Source organism: Streptomyces flaveus (genome assembly GCF_014647675.1).
GTDB classification, from domain to species: Bacteria; Actinomycetota; Actinomycetes; order Streptomycetales; family Streptomycetaceae; genus Streptomyces; species Streptomyces flaveus.
The window spans coordinates 329,732-345,744 of sequence record NZ_BMPQ01000004.1; the positions used below are offsets into that span (position 1 = coordinate 329,732).

The window sequence follows — 16,013 nt, forward strand, 5'->3', positions numbered from 1 at the left end:
ATGGCTCCGTCCACCGGCACAACAGCCGGAAGCCTCCGAACAGCGTCAGCGGCCACAGCACGGCGAAGGCCCAGATCACGACCGGCTCGGAGGTACGGATACCCGCCACCATCAGCACCACCGACACCGACAACAGGAGCACGACGGTCGGTACGCGGGGCTGGTAATCGGCGGCCCGTGCGGGGTTGAGCCGTCGCTTGATTTGTAGGGTGCGCAGCCTGCGACGCAACCGTCGGTCGCGTCGCAGGTCCACTTCCATCTCGTCCAGAATGCGCTGTTCGCGATCGGGGAGTCGGCCTGTCGCCATTTTCGTTCCTTCTACGACGGGCGGTGTTCGATGGCCACGAGTGCCCCGCGCTCCGGCGAACTAACTAACCGGACGGGCGCCCCGACAGCGCCTCGACGAGCCCGGGCACGCCGTCCCGGACAGGCTCGTGCAGGAACTCGTCCCTGCTCTGCCGAGCCGCGGCCCGCCCCGACGTGAGGCACCAGTCCCACCAGCGGTCCAGCTGGCGGGCGTCCAGCCGCTCGGCCGGAACGAGGGCCGGCCAGTCGCAGGCGCGCGCCTGAGCGGTCACCTTCGCGCCACCGGCGACCGGATCGACCGCCAGCACCGGGACCCCGGTCCGCAGCGCGAGCACCAGCCCGTGCAGTCGGTCGGTGACGACGCAGTCCAGGCGGGCGAGCACGGACTGGAACTGCTCGGGTGTCGAGTCCAGCCGCCAGTCCCGTGTATCGAGACGCGTCTCCAGCACGACCGGCGCGCAGTCCTTGCCCGCGAGCCACCGTGTCACCGCGTCGGCCACCTCGCCGTGCCGCCGACGAGACCCGTACTCCTGCTGGCCGTACGTGAGGATCACCCCGACGACGGGCGTGGGCCGGCCGATCGGGGCGCTCGCCGACAGGTCCAACGCCGGATCCGTACCGGGAGCGTCCCGCGGCAGCACCAGGTGGAACCCGGTGGCGGCGGGATCGTCGGGATCGACCACGGAGACACCGACCGCGATACGCCAGCAGGCCCTGAACTCATCGTGCAGCCGGGCGACTTGGGGCCCGTGCAGCGGCCCGCACACGAACACCAGGTGGGAGTACGCATCCGGCCGTACGTCTGCGAAGTGCAGGGCCTCGGGCTGGAAACCGGGGCTCCACACCGTGTCGTACGGCAGTCCCTCGCGGGCCAGCGCCTGCTCCACCCGCCGCAGCGCGAGTACGTCACCGGCCGTGGCCTCCCCGTCCAGGAAGCTGAACCACCCGGTGAGCAGGACCCTCTGTCCGGTCACGACAACCCGTGCAGGACGTCGAGCACCTCGTCGTCCGTGACCTGGTCGAACTCCTCGTACCAGAGCCCGACCGCCATGAACGCCACCGGCTCGTGCAGACAGACCACCTCGTCCGCCTCCTCCCGCACCAGTAGGGCCGCCTCCGGCGAGCACACCGGGACGGCGAGCGTGACACGGCCGGGATCGTGGCGCCGTACGGAACGCAGGGTGGCGAGCGCGGTGACTCCGGTGGCCACGCCGTCGTCCACCACGACGGCGGTGTGGCCCGTCAGTTCGGGGATCGCCCTGCCTTTGCGGTAGAGCTGTTCGCGCCGGTGCAGCTCGTCCCGCTCCTGCTCCACGATGGGCTCCAGGGCCGCTTTGCTCAGCCCGAGCCGGTCCAGTGCCCGCTCGTCGAAGAACGGTTCATCGTCCCCGGCGATCGCGCCGACGCCGAGCTCCGGCTGGAACGGCGCTCCGATCTTGCGGGCGACCAGCACGTCCAGCGGGGCGTCGAGCACCCGCGCCACCTCGGCGGCCACCACGACGCCACCGCGCGGCAGGGCGAGCACGACCGGATCGGGCAGCGCCCCTTCCTCCCGCCGCACGAGCAGCCGTTCGGCCAGGGCCGCACCGGCCTGCCTTCGGTCACGGAATCGCATGGGCTCCACTCCTTCCGCCCTCCGAGTGCGTTCTCCCTGGTGGTGAGGGGGCAGGGCGAACGCCGAGTACCCCCGCGATCGTGGGCCATGCGGAACGAGGGGCGCGGCCTCCACGTGTACGACTGAATCGATTGGCGTGGCCCACAGGGGGTAGCCGCACCCCAAGGGCTCCAAGGGAGAGCTGTCCCACTCGTCCCTCCACGCCATGACGACGCACGTGCGCGCACCCCGAAGGGGGTGGGGACGATGGTGCAGCAACCGACGTACGGCCTCCGGAAGCGGACGCTGAGCGGCAGTACGGTCATCGAACTCTCCGGGGAGCTGGACCTCCTGGCCACGACGGAGCTGATGATCTCCCTCGACGCCGTGTGCGACACACAGCCCCGACAGCTGGTGCTCGATCTGCGGCAGGTCACGTTCCTGGACTGCAGCGGCCTGTCCCTGCTGTGCCGGATCCGCAATCGCCTACGAGGCGAGCGCAGCCGACTGCTCCTCGTCCTCGACGACCCGCGCCACAGGCGCCTCCTGCGGCTGACCCGGCTCTCGGACATATTCGACATCGCCCCGGACGTGCCCCCTACGCCTCAGTGATGTCCGCCCGGGCGACCGGCAGCAGCGTACGGATGTCCGTGGGCAGGACGCGCGCCAGTTTCTCCATCTCCTCGGGTGAGACCGCCGCGTCCAGGACTTCGAAGACCGCGACCGCCTCCCGCAGTGCGGCATCCTCGGGCACACCGGCACGCCAGGCGACCCGCCCCGCGAACGCGGTCAGGTCGAAGCGCTCACCGGAGCCGCGCCGCTCAGGGCTCCCGGCGGGCGAGGACACCTTCTCTCGCATCGACTCGCCCAGTGGCGCGGGCAGTTGGGCGGCCAGATGGTCGGCAAGCCCGACGGGTATGCGCTCCGCCAGCGTCGACAGCACCGCCCGCGTGGCCTGCTCGGCGGAACTCCGGTCGGGCAGGTCGGCCCGCTCCCGCACTTTTGAGATCAGCTCGTCGTGCCGCATGGTTCCCGACTCCTCCGCGTGCGTGGGCCCGTGTTCCTCCGGCATGGCCGGCGGACCCGTACATCACGCGAGTGTCCCTGGAGCCGCCGAATACACGGCCCTCAACGCGCTTGCAGGACTCCCCGTACGAACGCCGCCTGCCCGACGTGTTGCAGGTCGTCGGAGAGGACGCTGACCAGGCGGACGCCCAGGGTGACGGGCGGGGACCAGTTCTCGTCGACGACGCGGTCGAGCTCGTCGTCGTCCAGGTCGCGCAGGAAGGTCAGCGTCTGCTCGTGGACGGCGTCGTGGTAGCCGAGGAGCAGGTCGCCCGAGTCCACGCGGACCTTGGCGACCTTCGACGAGGTGTGACCGTAACCCGTGTCCCTGCGGGGGAGACCCAGGCCGAAGCGGTCCGCCCAGTCCTGTGCGAGCCAGACCTGCTTGAGGCCGGAGGCATCGGCGACGTGGTCGTCCTGGACGCGGGTGAGATGCCAGACGAGCCAGGTGATCGAGTTGGCCTCGTCGTCGATGCGGGCGTTCAGTTCGTCCGCGGAGAGTCCGTCGACGACGGCGTGGACCTCCTCCTGGATGCGGCTGTACGCGTCGACGAGAACGTCCTTGGCTTGCATGGGATCCTCCACGCTCCGCGCGGGCAGCTGACCCTGTCAGTGTCCCGCGCGGGCCGCTCGCGCGCGCCGGAAGACCGGTCAGAACCAGCCGGAGTACGGCTCTTCGCAGAGCTTGAACACCGGCTCGCGGCGCACCGGGTCCGCGGCCGTGGTGAGCTGTACGCGGTCACCGACACGGATCGCGATGAGCGGGCCCTGCACCCGCCCCCGCACCGTGAACCCCTCCGCCAGCTCGACGAGGGACACATTGCGGGCGCCGGGGGTGTTGCGCTGGACGATGGTGGCGTGGCGTACGACGCCCAGGCCCGCGCTCCGCTCCGTCCGCAGGTCGCTGCCCGCGCAGACCGGACAGAGCAGCCGGTGGAACATGGCGGTCCCGCACCAGCGACAACGCTGGTAGCGGAGCCCCTCTTCGGCCGGTTTCGTGGTCGTCGCCGTCTCCGCGTCGAGTACGCCCGCCGTGGTCCGGCTTCCCGGGTGGAACACGATGTCATCTCCCTGCACTGGGCCGGAATCTGATGTGATGCGCGCGCAACTGCTGTGCGCCGCATTGAATCCAGCGTATGGCACGGAGTGCCACCCGTAAAGGCACTCAGTTCCCTCAGTTTTGTCGGTCGGGAGGGTGTCCCAGCGTCGCCTCGATCTCCTGGACCACCCGCCACATCGGCGCCCCGCGCCGGGAGACGAGCACGACGACGTCCTCGACGTCCTCCGCGGGATCGGGCCCGGCGCTTGGAGTGAAGGTCCGCTGCACAAGGGCGAGCGCATGGTCGACCTCCGCGCTCGCGTCGCTCTCGCCGTCCGAACGCAACCACGACCGCAGCCCGTTGTTGTGCGCGGCGACGACGGCCGCAGCGATCACATCGGCCCGCAGGGTTCCGTCGGGCTGCCCCGCGAAGCGCCGGCGCAGATACTCGGCGAGGGCCCGCTCGTATCGCCAGACCACCGAGAGTTCGTACGTGCGCAGTCCCGGGACCTTCTTGGTGAGGCGGTAACGCTGAACGGAGAACGTCGGGTTCTCCGCGTACATGCGCAGTACGAGCCGCGCCGCGTCACAGACCCGCGCCACCGGATCGTGCTCGTCGCCGCCTCGGCCCAGGAACTCGGTCATATCGGCCAGACAGCGCTCGTGGTCCGGGAAGACCACGTCCTCCTTCGACGGGAAGTACCGGAAGAAGGACCGCCGTCCGACCCCGGCGAGCGCCACGATGTCATCGACGGTGGTCTGCTCGTACCCCCGCTCCAGAAACAACCGGAACGCAGCCGCCACGAGCGCGTCCCGCATCGGCGGCTTGGGAACGGTCATGTGCGGAAACCTAGCATCGGCCAGGCGAAATGGCACTCGGTGCGCTGTTCGCAGGGAACTCAGTGCCATGCGTCGCGGTGCGGCGCCTGGTCGGCTCAGCGTCCGGTGCGTCCGCTGTTGCCGTCCACCAGGGCCTGGGTGACGACGCGTACGGCGCGGGCGATGTGGTTCAGCTGCGTGAGTTCCGCGGCGTACAGCTTGATGGTGTGCTCGATGACGGACTCCGGCATCCCCATGGAAGGCAGCTCCGCCCGGGCGCTGTGCAGCGCGGTGCGGACGACCCGTATCTCCTGCTGGAGCTGGATCTGCGCGTGGCGGGCGAGCAGAACGGGCTCGCGGATCAGCAGCGGGTAGCTGCCGTAGCGGGACGGCACCAGTTCGCGCAGCCACTTGGCCGCCGATCGTTCCCAGTCCCGGTTGCCGGGCGTCTTCACCTGGCGGGGCCAGTCCGTGCTGATCGGTGAGTACGTCAGGGACATCGTCATCGCTTCCGGGGCGGCGGGCGGTTCGGGGGACTCCCGATCAGCGAGAAGTATTCATATATACCGTCGGGTACGCAAGCGCATGAAAAAATTCATGTGAAGGCATCGCTGAATACGCCAGAATCACGCCTTGCGGCAGGCGACCACTCAGTCCTTGAGGAAGAACGCGTGCTGTTCCGCGCCCTGCTCGTACTCGTCGAGGCGGGCCTGTGTGCGCTCGGGATCCGCGTCGGTCATCGCCTGGAGCAGGGCCGCGGACATCACGCCGGGCGCGGCGTACGAGTCGAAGACGAGGCGCGAGCCGGTGCCGGAGGCGAACACCACGTCCGCCTCGTCGGCGAGCGGGCCGAGCGCCAGGTCGGTGATCAGGGCGACGCGCAGGCCCGCGCGCCGGGCGACCCGCAGGGCCGTGAGCGTCTCGTGCGCGTGCCGTGGCATGGAGAAGGCCAGCACCCAGCTCCCGCCCGCCTCGCGAGACTGCAGCAGTGCGTCGTACGCGACACTGCCGCCCCGCGTCACAAGCCGGACATCGGGGTGGATACGGCGGGCGGCGTACGCGAAGTACTCGGCCAGCGAGCCGGAGATCCGCAGGCCCAGGACCGTGAGCGGCGTCGACTGCGACAGCGCGCGGCCGGCCTCGATCACCTGCTCGGGATCGGCGAAGTCGCGCCGCAGGTTCTCCAGGTTGTCGATCTCTGCGTCGACGGCCGCCTGGAGCTCGTTCGGGCGGGTCTCCTCGGCGGCGTCGGGCGCGGACGCGAGCGTGCTGAGCGCGATCGACTGAAGCCGCTCGCGCAGGGCGGGATAGCCGCTGAAACCCACCGCCGTCGCGAAGCGCGTCACCGAGGGCTGGCTCACGCCCACTCGGTCGGCGAGCTCCGTGATCGACAGGAACGCGGCCTCGGTGATGTGCTCGATCAGGTACTGGGCGATACGCCGCTGGCCGGGGGAAAGCCGGGGCCCGTCGAACAGCGCCCGCAACCGTGACGTGGGAGCGGCCTCCGCCTCGGGCACCGGCTTTCCCGAACTGATCGCGGACGCCTGCGCGCGAGCCCGCTGCGGCGATGGCACCGGTGCGCCTCCTTGGTCTCCCACAGTGGTCAACATACAGCGAGGCATGAGGGACGGACGGTGATCCGCCTGCGCACGTCCGGTGCGGTACCGCTTGTCGACGTCCGGTGCGGCACCGCGCCCCTAGGGAGGCCGCAGGCCTCTCAGGGGCGCGGGGAACTGCGCGACCAGCCACGACAGACCCGCAGCTTCGAAACGAGCCGCAGCTTCGAACCGCAAAACCCAGCGGAGCGCTCTGGCATGATCGTACGCATGGCTGAACGCGTTATCGCCGCGTGTGACGGGGCGTCGAAAGGAAACCCAGGACCCGCCGGCTGGGCCTGGGTGATCGCCGACGCGACGGGGACCCCCGTCGCGTGGGAGGCCGGACCGCTGGGGACGGCGACCAACAACGTCGCCGAACTCACCGCGCTGGAGCGGCTGTTGGCGGCCGTCGAGCCGGGCGTGCCGCTGGAGATCCGGATGGACTCGCAGTACGCGATGAAGGCCGTCACGAGCTGGCTGCCCGGCTGGAAGCGCAACGGCTGGAAGACGGCCGCGGGCAAGCCGGTGGCCAACCAGGACCTCGTCGTACGCATCGACGAGCTGCTGGCGGGCCGCGAGGTGGACTTTCGCTACGTACCCGCGCACCAGGTCGGCGGGGACCCGCTCAACGACTTCGCCGACCGGGCCGCGAGCCAGGCCGCCTTCGTCCAGGAAGCGGCGGGCAGCGAGCAGGGATCGCCGGAGCCGCCCCCGTCCGGCGGCGGTAAGAAGGCCGCGCCCGCTCGAAAGCGCACCTCCTCCTCCGCCTCGTCGTCCCGCACGCTGAAGGCCAAGTTCCCGGGCCGCTGCCGCTGCGGTCGCCCCTACGCGGCGGGCGCGACCATCGCCAAGAACCCCGACGGCTGGGGCCACCCCGAGTGTCGTACGGAGGCGTAGCCCTCCGGCGGCCCGGCTCGACCCTGCCTCCCTGGGATGCGAAACCCCCCACCTGCGGTGACCCTGGATGGGTGGGGGGTGCACTGATCAGGAGGATGTCTCATGTCCATGATGGACAAGATCAAGAGCATGCTGAAGGGCCACCCGGAGCAGACGTCCAAGGGCATCGACAAGGGCGGCGACTTCGTGGACAAGAAGACCCGGGGCAAGTACAGCGGTCAGGTCGACACCGCCCAGGACAAGCTCAAGGACCAGTTCGGCGGCGAGCAGCGTCAGGACCGCCCGCCGCAGTCCTGACCCCGGCCCCTCGTGGCCCTGGGGGCGATACCTCCGGGGTGACGGGGTCCCTCATGTCCGCGGCGGTGACGAACGAGTGCCCCCTCCACGCCCCACGGTGCGGCCTGGTCGACTATGCCCGCGGTAACGGCGAGTTTCGGCCACCGCGTGGATCACCTGACCAGAACTCCTGTTGTTCCAGCGCAGGATGGCGCTGTGCCATGGTGGTGGGGCAGCGGAGCAGGAGGGGGGCACTGCGTACATGGCAGCGTCAACGAGATTTGCCCCGCCTTCGTCCCGCCGTCGGGTCGTCCTGGCGGCGGCTTCCCTCGTCCTGCTCGTCGGCCTGCCCTCCAGCGCGGCACCCCTGCGGGCGAACCCGGAGCCCGCACCGCCCGGCCCGGCGCCCATCCAGGCGGGCCCGGCCGCGACGACGTACCGGCTCGGCACGTTCAACATGGCGGGCGGCAACAAGAAGTACGGGACGGCGGGCGAAGAGGCGGCCGACGACTTCGTACGCACCGTCAAGGACCGTCAGCCGGCCTTCGTGTCCATCCAGGAGGGATGCCAGGACTGGACGGAGCGGCTCGACAGCCAACTGCCCGGCTATACGGCGGTGTTCGACCCGGTGGTGCCCGAGGTCGGCACTCCGGCGAAGTGCTGGCACGACTCGGCATTCGGCAACGCCCTCCTCTACCGCAACGACCTCGGCTTCACGCCTGAGGCGGGCGGTGGCCACGACCTCGGTTCGCCGGCCGGTCGCGAACAGCGCGAAATGCTCTGCGTACGCTCGCAGGCACGGCGCCTGGCGGTGTGCTCGATCCATATGTCGAGCGGTTCCGCTCCCGAGCTCCAGGAAGCCCGTCGGATGGAGGCCGCCGAGGCGAAACGGCTTCTGGCCACCACCTACCGCGGATACCAGAAGTTCCTCATGGGCGACATCAACACGACGCCGGATGCCGCGCCCACCGACAGCTTCTACCACCGTGACTACGGGGACGGGGCGGCGGGGGAGTTCAAGGAAGCCGACAGTCCCTGCGGCAACCACATGAACAACTGGACGGTGCCCTGCCGGGCCGGTGAGGCGACCTTCGGCCTGAAAAAGATCGACTACCTCTTCGCCCCCCCGTCCGCCACCGTCAACTGGAGCGAGACCGAGCACAGCGACTATTCCGACCACGACTCCCTCTGGGCGGAGATCGTGCTCCGTGACCGGGCCGGCTGAGCCGTGTGCTCCGTGGCCGGTCCGGCTAACCCGTGGGACAGGTGTTCCGGTACTCGCTGATCTGCAGGTTCGCTGTCGGGGCCGGGCACAGGAACTGCTCGTAGCGCACGTCCTCGTCGACGAACCGCTTCAGCCAGGCGATGCTGTACTTCGCGATCGTCACGTTGGGCGAGACCGCGACCAGGTGGCCCTCGCTCCTCAGCTCCAGGTACGCCTTCTCCGGTGCGGATGTGAGGCTGTCGTAGAACGGCTTCGCGTGCGAGGCCGGCGAGGCGATGGCGTCGTTCTGGGCACCCATGATCATCGTGGGTACCCGGTCGCCCTGCCAGGTCTTGTCGTTGTTCCACGGCATGAGCGGAATGGCGGCCTTGAGTGAAGGACGCAGCTCCGAGGCCTTGAGCGAGCCGCCCCCGCCCATCGAATGACCCATCACCGCAAGGCGGTTGGGGTCGATACGGTCCTTCACGGAGCTGCTCTGGACGAGGAAGTCGAGCGCGTTGACCAACTGGGTCGCCCGGGAGTCGGGCAGGTCGCTGCCGGAGTTGGTCTCCAGGGTCAGTACGACGAAACCCTGGGACGCCAGGCGGGGGCCGTACCAACTGACGACGGCCTCCGGCGACGCGAACCCCGGGCTGATCGCCACGGCTCCGAACGTGCCCTGGCTGGTGTCGGTGGGGTAGTAGGCGGTCCCCTTGTTGAAGTTCGGGCCGTCGACCGTGGTCTGGGCCGTGGCGAAGGGGCCGCGCTCGGCGGTGATGGACTGCTCGGTGGGTGCCGGACCCCGTTGGAAGTCCGTGGGGCCGGCCTCCGCCTGCTGGGGGAGGAGGCTCGCACCGGTCACCGCCAGGGCGGCGGCGCCGGAGAGCAGACCGAGTCGTTTCACGGTGCGGGTGCTCGCATGTCTCATGCGGCTGAGCATGCTGACAGAAGTTCAGTACCGCTTCTCGTTCAACTGCTGAATTCTGTACGGGAGTTTGTCAGAGGAGCGAGGAATGCCCTGTCGACCTGCTGCGCAGCGCGAGTTGCGCGTCGAAGCGGAACGCCGGATCGTCGAGCCGGTCGCCGTACAGCGCGGTCAGCTGACGCAGCCGGTTGCGGGCCGTCTGCGGATGGATGCCCAGCGCGGCGGCGACCTCCGGGGCGGTACGTCCGGTGGAGGCGAGCAGCGCGTCGAGCGTCTCCGTGAGGCGCCCGGCCTTGCCCGGCGGGAGGTCCCGTAACGGCTCAAGTACCTGGTCGGCCAGGAGACTTCCGATCGGGGAACCGTGCAGCAGGTGCAGCTCCGCGAGGTGGTCCTGGGCGCTGGTCCGCCCCAGGCGCCGGGCAAGCCGGGCGCAGTGCAGCGAGATCCAGGCCTCCTCCAGGGGGACGGCCGGGCCCACCGCCGCACCGGTGTCCTGAAAGGCCGTCAGCAGTCGCTCGTCGGGCACCACCAGATGCAGTTCATCGTCCCTGGTCACTCGCAGGATGTCCGCATCGAGGCCGGGCACCTTGACGGAGGCGGGAAGCAGCACGCAGCGGACCCGCTCCGGCAGCGGCCAGGCGGCCCTGCGGGCCAGGTCCGGCAGCGGTTCCGCGAGCGGATCGCGGCGGCGCTGCAACAGCCGTGCCACGAGAAGACGACGGCTGCGCAGTACGTCGTCGGCGGCACCGGCCCGCGCCTCCTCGAAACCCGTCACCGACTCCCCGGCCATCGCGTGGATATGCGTGAGCACGGCCTCGCTCAGCGGAACGGCGATCTCTCCCGACAGCGCCGCGTCCCGCGCCACGTCCACATAGCGGCGGCACGCCACCCGGGCGCCGATACGGTACGCGGCCTGCAGCCCATCCATACCGCGCCCGCTCAGGTACTCCAGCCTGCCCAGCCTTCTGAAGCGCGGCACATAGTGGTGCTGCGGCGCATCCGGCTCCTCGACCAGCTCGGTGAACTGGGTGGCCGCCAGCCGCACCGCCTCGGCGACATCCCGGGCCACGGCGGAGCCGAACGGCTGCCGATAGTCGCGTACCTCCCGGCGGATCGCCTGCACCATCTCCGTGGTGAGCTCCGGCAGCCGGGTGCGCAGACGCGGGGCGAGGGCCGGCGGCAGTTCGTGCCACGGACGCCTGGATAAGAACGGCTCAGCAGCTGACACGTGGCAACTCCCTTGCTAGCACGAGAAGGTGAGTCATCGTGGTCTGGAGTGTAAGGCGGATGACACCTTCGCCGTGCGCTCGCGCGAAATCTGGCGTACGTCACAGGAGTCACGCAGGATTGTTCAGCCCCACGGGAATCCACGGGAGGCACCTTGACCCTCGCGAACGCACAGGACGCCGATCCGCTCCCGGGCGAGATGCGCCGGATGCTGCTGCGGCAGATGCCGGCCGTCGTCGACGAGATGGAGAAGGCCGTACGCTCCGGGCTGCCGGACTACACGCACATCGCCGACGACACGGACGGCTTTTCGGTACGTCAGGTCATCGACCGGACGGTGAGCTGTTTCGTCTCGCTCCACGACGTGCCCCGCCCCGGCCCCGCCACTATCGCCGAGCTCATCGCCCTGTACGAGGCCATAGGCGCCCAGCACGGCCGCCTCGGCCACCCCCTCGACATGCTGAGAGACGCGCTCGACCTGGGAGGGCGGGTGGCGTGCCGCCGGCTCATCGAGGACGCGTACCGCGAGGGCTGGCCGGAGTCCGTCCTTGGGACGATGACCGAGGACGCCTTCGAGTTGATGAGTACGGTCATCGCGGCGGCCTCGCGCGGGTACGCCGACGTGTGCGGCCGTGACCCGGTCGACGTCCAGCGGGACCGGCTGCGGGACGCGCTGGTCGCCGAGCCCGGGCAAGGGCCGCAGCCGCTCGCCGAGCTGGCCGCGGCGGCCGGCTGGCAGCTGCCGCGCACCCTCGCCGTGCTCGCCCTGCCGCCGGGGGACCACCCGCAGATGCATGTCCTGCCGCCCGAGGTGCTCGCCGACCGCAGCCCCGCCGCGCCGTACCTCATCCTGCCCAACCCCCGTGACCCTGGCCCGCGTTGGCTTCCGAAGGCCAAGGGCGGGGCGCTCGGGCCCGCGGTGCCCGTGGACCAGGGCGCGGTGTCGTTGCGCTGGGCGCGGCGCGGACTCGACCTGGTCGATCGCGGGGTGCTGTCCGCGGACGCGCCGCTGCGCTGCGTCGACCACCTGGCCGTCCTGACCGCCTTCCAGTCGGGCGACCTCCTCGAAGCCGCCGCGACCACCCTGCTCGGTCCGCTGCTCGAACTCCCGCCCCGCCGCCGGGAACCCCTCCTCGAAACCCTGCTGGTCTACCTCCGCTGCGGAGACAACGCCGTCCTCACCGCCGAACGCCTCCACGTCCACGAGCAGACCGTCCGCTACCGCCTGCGTCAGATCACCCAGCTGACGGACGGCACCTGCCCGGATCCCGAACGACACCTGGAGACCATGCTCGTACTCACGTGGCTGCTGTCGCCGGAAGTCCGCTGAGCGCGCCGGTACTCACGGCAGTTCGGCGCGCCCCTTCGCCCCCTGATCGCGCAGCCACCGAACGACTGCGTCGGCGTCCGAGGCGCGGGCGATGTCGAGCGGGGTCTTGTCGTCGTAGCCGATCCAGTCGAGGTCGGCGCCGTGCACGAGCAGGTACTCGGCGGTGGCCAGTTGGCCGCCGTGGCAGGCACCCCAGAAGGCACGGGTGAGGGCGTCGTGGTCGACCGGTTCCTGCTCGGCCGGCTTGTCGTCGGCCGGTCCGGGGCCTTCCACGAAGGCCTTCACCCGGTCCAGCAGACCGAGCGGCGCGGCGTCCTGAAGCGTCGTACGCGCCCCGAGTTCGACGAGCCGGCGCGCGGCCCGCCACTGGCCGAAACCGCGTGCGTCGGCGAGCGGCGTACCGCCGCCGATCACGGCACCCGGGGCCTCTATGTCGGCGCCCGCCTGGACGAGCGCGTCGAGCACGGGAACGTCGTTGCTGCTCGCCGCCCAGTGCAGCGGGGTCTCCGAATGGGCCCCGTCGAAACGGGCGTTGGGATCCGCACCCGCCGCCACCAGCGTGGCGACCACCGCGGGGCCGTGCGGAAAGTGACCGGGCCAGTCCGCGGCGATGTGCAGCAGCGTCCGGCTCCCGGCACCAGGGCCGCGCTCGACGATCCGCGCGGTGGCGAGGCCGGGATGCTTGGCAAGGCACTGCCGCAGCGCCGCCACGTCATCTCCACGGATCGCCTCGGTCACCGCGACGGACAGGGGATCCCGCGAGTCGAGCGTCTCCATCACAAGCCTCCAGCCCAGCGCCGAAACCCTCCACGCATGACCTGAGCCTGCCAGAAAACGAACGCCCACGATGCCGGACTCGGGACCAGCCCACGCACTCGGTCTCCAGGCTGTCGAGGCGAAGGGTCAGACACTCACCTGGATCAGAGCGTGCGTTCCGCTCGTCCGCCAGGCTTCCCCGGTCGCGTCCAGTTGCTCGAGTGCGTGCGGCGCCAGACCCGTGGCGACGTCCGACTTGAGCGTGCGCAGCGCCGCTACCGCGGCCGGGAAGTACGCGGTGACCTCGGTGAAGGGGATCGTGGCGGGCCAGTGCCGGTCGCCCACGAGGCGGCGGTAGTTGAGGTCGCCCTTCATGATCGTGAGCCTGGCGGTCGAGAAGTCGCGGCGGAGGTCGTCCGGCATGAACGCGTAGGGGAGTGGCGCGCAGAAGAACGGATGGGTCCGCAGGATCAGGCGGCCGCTGGTCATCGCCTGCCGCAGCCGCTTGCCGACGTCCGCCGCGTGACCGGACGCGGCGGTCAGCCGGTCCAGGCAAGCGAGGGCGTCGGCGGTGGTGGCGTCGGAGACGTAGTACGGGTACGGCTTGAGGTGCAGCATGACCGAGGCCGCGCGGCGCGTGGTCAGCAGATGATCGGCGAGTACGAGGTCGGGGAGCAGCTCGGGTCCGGCGTTGTCAGCCACCAGGCACACCATGCCGGGCCGAGCCACTGCCAGGATCCGCCACAGCTCGGCCGAGTCGTCCACCACGAGTCCCGGTACGCGTGCGCCCAAGCCCTCGGCGCCCGCGGACAGTTGGAAGCCGAGGTCCGCACGGTTGCCCCAGAGGGAGGAGTGCAGGAGCGTGCGGTCCTGTTCCTCCGAGGGGAGTTGGGGGAGGCGGTCGAGTGCGGAGAGTTCGTCGTCGAGCTTGGAGCTCGCGAGTTCGGCGTTCTTGAACGGGGCGAAGGGGTCGACACCCTGCCACGGGCCCGGCGTGAAGTAGCGCAGGGCGGCCAGGAGTTTGCGGTAGAAGAAGCTCTCCGCCCACAGGAAGGGGACGTCCGGCCAGCGCTGCCCGTAGTGCGGCTCGTCCCGCCACTGCCCGGCGCCCGGTTCAGCCTCGTCCAGCGGCTCGATCACTCCCTCGGTGATCTCCTCCAGGAGGGCGTCCAGCGCGCGCTGCTGCTCGGGCGGGTACGGCGTGGCCTGCCGTACCCGCTCGATGAGGGCCGGATGCCGCTCGTCCAGCACACTCCGCGCGAAGGAGCCGGCGGTGCCGACAATGACAGGGGCGTGGTCATGGTCGTCGGATGCTGGACCGGGAAGTGTCATTCCTCCAGTAAACCGTTCACCGTACGGCGCTCACGTCAGCCCCAGCTCTGTGAGTACTCGCTGCGGTACCGCCTGCGTCCCCGCTCCATACGGATCTGGATCGCCACCAGCGCGATCAGGCTTCCGGCGATGACCAGCAGCCCCGGCCCGAGATTCCGGTACTCCGCGATCCGCGCGACCAGCGACGAGGCGTCGTCGTCCGCCCCGCCCTCGGGCACCGTCTCCACCGACCCCACACCTCCGGGCGCGGTCGAGGCCCCGCCGGGCGGCACGGCCGCGCCCGCCCCGTTGTCGGCGTCGTCGCCCGCGCCCGCGTTGTCGTCGCGGGCCGAGGGCGTCGCCTGCTGGCCGCCCGCCGAATCGGGATCGGCGGCCAGCTGTACACCGAGGGTGTCCAGCGCCTTGGTGACCGGCTGGAAGAACGTCGTACCGCCGTTGTCGCAGTCCCCGTTGCCTCCCGAGGTGATGCCCAGCGCCGTGCCGTCGGCGAACATCGGGCCGCCGCTGTCGCCAGGTTCGGCACACACCGTGGTCTCGATCAGCCCGGTGACCGTGCCCTGCGGGTAGTTCACCGTCGCGTCCAGGCCGGTCACCTCGCCGGACTGGAGCCCCGTGGTGCTCCCGCTGCGGAAGACCTTCTGCCCGACGGCCGGATCGGCCGCACCGGTGATCCGCACGCCCTGGCCGTTGCCGACGGCCACCACATCGGGTCCCTCGAGCACGGTGCCGGTGTCGTACCGGATGAGGGAGTAGTCACCAGTGCCGGGGAACTCCACGTCGGTGGTCGTCCCGACCTGCTGGGTGCCCTGCTGGTCCGAGAACCAGGTGGTGCCCTCGGGACCGCAATGGCCCGCCGTCAGAATGAAGTCGGCCCGGCCGTTGGTCACGTTGAAGCCCGCCGAGCAGCGGCCCGCGCCGGCGAAGAGCGGCTCGGCGCCGTTCAGGCGGGTGGTGTACGTGCCGTCGATGCGTTCCATCCGTACGGACTTCCCGATGCTCTCGGCGACCTTGGTCAGCCGTGACCACTCGTCGGCGGAGACGGTGCTGTCCGCGCGTACGACCACCTGGTTGTTGGCGTAGTCCATCGACCACGAGGTGCCGGACACGCGGGGCGAGTCCTTCAACGTGGCGGTGGCGGACCGCAGTTCGCTCATGCTGTGGTCCACCATCTTGGCCCCGGCGCCCGCCCTGCGTACGTCGGCCGCCGCCTCCTCGTCGGTCACCGCGACCATCGGGCGCCCGTCGGCATCGAGCCACGTACCCGCCGTGCGCTCGGTGCCCAGCTCGGAGACGAGCCCCCGACCCGTGTTGGCGGCCTGGCTCGCGGCGCCCGGCCGGTCCGGCTCGGTCGACGTCTCGCTCGCCATGGCCTGCGAGACCATCAGCCCTCCGCAGACCAGCCCGCCGATGGCGGCGAACCGTGCGAACTGCTGAACGTTCCGTCGTGCATGCCTCATCCATGGCTCCCGTACGCCTGTCCTGACACAGCGTCATCCGCGCGGGCGCCCACGCAGGGTGGACGCCCTCCTTGAGTACGTGCCGGCATACCGTCCGGTTCACCGGACCCGCCCACTCTTCCGAGCTGGCCGGATCTCGACGTAGGCGCTCCGCTGGAAGGGCAGTGATGAGGCTGCGGGCCGGTGGG

At 70.5% G+C, this 16,013-nt stretch carries 19 protein-coding genes; 5 read left to right on the forward strand and 14 right to left on the reverse strand.

What is annotated here, in order from left to right:
- The 3 genes from IEZ21_RS10895 to IEZ21_RS10905 form a co-directional block, all read right to left on the reverse strand.
- The coding region (locus tag IEZ21_RS10895; RefSeq protein ID WP_189321666.1) for a DUF3040 domain-containing protein at positions 1-307 on the reverse strand (307 nt) is incomplete at its 3' end.
- Between the two features lie 64 nt (positions 308-371).
- A complete protein-coding gene (locus IEZ21_RS10900) occupies positions 372-1,280 on the reverse strand; it encodes a polysaccharide pyruvyl transferase family protein (RefSeq protein ID WP_189321667.1) in 909 nt (302 codons plus the stop codon).
- Positions 1,277-1,921, reverse strand: a complete 645-nt coding sequence (locus IEZ21_RS10905) for a phosphoribosyltransferase (protein ID WP_189321668.1) — start codon at positions 1,919-1,921, stop codon at positions 1,277-1,279. The genes IEZ21_RS10900 and IEZ21_RS10905 overlap by 4 nt, the downstream gene beginning before the upstream one ends.
- Positions 1,922-2,167: 246 nt before the next feature.
- Here IEZ21_RS10905 and IEZ21_RS10910 point away from each other — a divergent pair, with 246 nt between their 5' ends.
- Positions 2,168-2,512 (forward strand): STAS domain-containing protein, encoded by a 345-nt coding sequence (locus tag IEZ21_RS10910; protein ID WP_189321669.1) that lies wholly within the window; start codon positions 2,168-2,170, stop codon positions 2,510-2,512.
- Here IEZ21_RS10910 and IEZ21_RS10915 read toward each other — a convergent pair.
- The 6 genes from IEZ21_RS10915 to IEZ21_RS10940 form a co-directional block, all read right to left on the reverse strand.
- On the reverse strand, positions 2,499-2,927 hold the full coding sequence (locus tag IEZ21_RS10915) for a DUF2267 domain-containing protein (RefSeq protein WP_189321670.1): 429 nt from the start codon (positions 2,925-2,927) through the stop codon (positions 2,499-2,501). The two genes, IEZ21_RS10910 and IEZ21_RS10915, sit on opposite strands and share 14 nt — an antisense overlap.
- Before the next feature lie 101 nt (positions 2,928-3,028).
- Entirely contained in the window at positions 3,029-3,538 is a 510-nt protein-coding gene (locus tag IEZ21_RS10920; RefSeq protein ID WP_189321671.1) for a mycothiol transferase, read from the reverse strand.
- 78 nt (positions 3,539-3,616) lie between these two features.
- Positions 3,617-4,024, reverse strand: a complete 408-nt coding sequence (locus IEZ21_RS10925; RefSeq protein ID WP_246567561.1) for a Zn-ribbon domain-containing OB-fold protein — start codon at positions 4,022-4,024, stop codon at positions 3,617-3,619.
- Between the two features lie 115 nt (positions 4,025-4,139).
- Positions 4,140-4,823, reverse strand: a complete 684-nt coding sequence (locus IEZ21_RS10930; RefSeq protein WP_189321838.1) for a TetR family transcriptional regulator — start codon at positions 4,821-4,823, stop codon at positions 4,140-4,142.
- Positions 4,824-4,939: 116 nt separating this feature from the next.
- The gene (locus IEZ21_RS10935; RefSeq protein WP_189321839.1) at positions 4,940-5,323 is read right to left on the reverse strand and encodes a hypothetical protein; all 384 of its coding nucleotides are present in this window, start codon (positions 5,321-5,323) and stop codon (positions 4,940-4,942) included.
- Between the two features lie 150 nt (positions 5,324-5,473).
- On the reverse strand, positions 5,474-6,397 hold the full coding sequence (locus IEZ21_RS10940) for a MurR/RpiR family transcriptional regulator (protein ID WP_189321672.1): 924 nt from the start codon (positions 6,395-6,397) through the stop codon (positions 5,474-5,476).
- Between the two features lie 240 nt (positions 6,398-6,637).
- Here IEZ21_RS10940 and IEZ21_RS10945 point away from each other — a divergent pair, with 240 nt between their 5' ends.
- From IEZ21_RS10945 to IEZ21_RS10955, 3 genes are all read left to right on the forward strand, one after another.
- Positions 6,638-7,318 carry a ribonuclease H family protein gene (locus IEZ21_RS10945; protein WP_189321673.1) on the forward strand — a complete coding sequence of 227 codons (681 nt, stop codon included), beginning with the start codon at positions 6,638-6,640 and terminating at the stop codon, positions 7,316-7,318.
- A gap of 102 nt (positions 7,319-7,420) precedes the next feature.
- The gene (locus IEZ21_RS10950; RefSeq protein ID WP_033319322.1) at positions 7,421-7,615 is read left to right on the forward strand and encodes an antitoxin; all 195 of its coding nucleotides are present in this window, start codon (positions 7,421-7,423) and stop codon (positions 7,613-7,615) included.
- 241 nt (positions 7,616-7,856) lie between these two features.
- Positions 7,857-8,819: an endonuclease/exonuclease/phosphatase family protein gene (locus tag IEZ21_RS10955; protein ID WP_189321674.1), complete on the forward strand. Its 963-nt coding sequence runs from the start codon at positions 7,857-7,859 to the stop codon at positions 8,817-8,819.
- 25 nt (positions 8,820-8,844) lie between these two features.
- On the opposite strand, the gene IEZ21_RS10960 is transcribed toward IEZ21_RS10955, so the two are convergent.
- Both IEZ21_RS10960 and IEZ21_RS10965 read right to left on the reverse strand, forming a co-directional pair.
- Positions 8,845-9,726, reverse strand: coding sequence for a poly(ethylene terephthalate) hydrolase family protein (locus IEZ21_RS10960; RefSeq protein WP_106972328.1), 882 nt, complete (start codon positions 9,724-9,726; stop codon positions 8,845-8,847).
- 70 nt (positions 9,727-9,796) lie between these two features.
- Positions 9,797-10,951, reverse strand: coding sequence for a PucR-like N-terminal domain-containing protein (locus IEZ21_RS10965; RefSeq protein WP_189321675.1), 1,155 nt, complete (start codon positions 10,949-10,951; stop codon positions 9,797-9,799).
- Positions 10,952-11,104: 153 nt separating this feature from the next.
- Between IEZ21_RS10965 and IEZ21_RS10970 the strand changes: the two genes are divergently transcribed.
- Positions 11,105-12,280 (forward strand): PucR-like N-terminal domain-containing protein, encoded by a 1,176-nt coding sequence (locus IEZ21_RS10970; protein ID WP_189321676.1) that lies wholly within the window; start codon positions 11,105-11,107, stop codon positions 12,278-12,280.
- Positions 12,281-12,292: 12 nt separating this feature from the next.
- Here IEZ21_RS10970 and IEZ21_RS10975 read toward each other — a convergent pair whose 3' ends face one another.
- The 3 genes from IEZ21_RS10975 to IEZ21_RS10985 all read right to left on the reverse strand — a co-directional run bounded on the left by IEZ21_RS10975 (position 12,293) and on the right by IEZ21_RS10985 (position 15,825).
- Entirely contained in the window at positions 12,293-13,057 is a 765-nt protein-coding gene (locus IEZ21_RS10975; protein WP_189321677.1) for an ankyrin repeat domain-containing protein, read from the reverse strand.
- 126 nt (positions 13,058-13,183) lie between these two features.
- Positions 13,184-14,368, reverse strand: a complete 1,185-nt coding sequence (locus tag IEZ21_RS10980) for a damage-control phosphatase ARMT1 family protein (protein WP_189321678.1) — start codon at positions 14,366-14,368, stop codon at positions 13,184-13,186.
- A 35-nt stretch (positions 14,369-14,403) separates the two neighbouring features.
- Positions 14,404-15,825: a S1 family peptidase gene (locus tag IEZ21_RS10985; protein WP_189321679.1), complete on the reverse strand. Its 1,422-nt coding sequence runs from the start codon at positions 15,823-15,825 to the stop codon at positions 14,404-14,406.
- Positions 15,826-16,013 lie beyond the last annotated feature (188 nt).

Coding starts and splice junctions, on each gene's coding strand:
- IEZ21_RS10905 (WP_189321668.1), bottom strand. CDS start 1,921: ATGCGATTCCGTGACCGAAGGCAGGCCGGTGCGGCCCTGGCCGAACGG.
- IEZ21_RS10910 (WP_189321669.1), top strand. CDS start 2,168: ATGGTGCAGCAACCGACGTACGGCCTCCGGAAGCGGACGCTGAGCGGC.
- IEZ21_RS10915 (WP_189321670.1), bottom strand. CDS start 2,927: ATGCGGCACGACGAGCTGATCTCAAAAGTGCGGGAGCGGGCCGACCTG.
- IEZ21_RS10920 (WP_189321671.1), bottom strand. CDS start 3,538: ATGCAAGCCAAGGACGTTCTCGTCGACGCGTACAGCCGCATCCAGGAG.
- IEZ21_RS10930 (WP_189321838.1), bottom strand. CDS start 4,823: ATGCGGGACGCGCTCGTGGCGGCTGCGTTCCGGTTGTTTCTGGAGCGG.
- IEZ21_RS10935 (WP_189321839.1), bottom strand. CDS start 5,323: ATGTCCCTGACGTACTCACCGATCAGCACGGACTGGCCCCGCCAGGTG.
- IEZ21_RS10945 (WP_189321673.1), top strand. CDS start 6,638: ATGATCGTACGCATGGCTGAACGCGTTATCGCCGCGTGTGACGGGGCG.
- IEZ21_RS10950 (WP_033319322.1), top strand. CDS start 7,421: ATGTCCATGATGGACAAGATCAAGAGCATGCTGAAGGGCCACCCGGAG.
- IEZ21_RS10955 (WP_189321674.1), top strand. CDS start 7,857: ATGGCAGCGTCAACGAGATTTGCCCCGCCTTCGTCCCGCCGTCGGGTC.
- IEZ21_RS10960 (WP_106972328.1), bottom strand. CDS start 9,726: ATGAGACATGCGAGCACCCGCACCGTGAAACGACTCGGTCTGCTCTCC.
- IEZ21_RS10975 (WP_189321677.1), bottom strand. CDS start 13,057: ATGGAGACGCTCGACTCGCGGGATCCCCTGTCCGTCGCGGTGACCGAG.
- IEZ21_RS10980 (WP_189321678.1), bottom strand. CDS start 14,368: ATGACACTTCCCGGTCCAGCATCCGACGACCATGACCACGCCCCTGTC.
- IEZ21_RS10985 (WP_189321679.1), bottom strand. CDS start 15,825: ATGAGGCATGCACGACGGAACGTTCAGCAGTTCGCACGGTTCGCCGCC.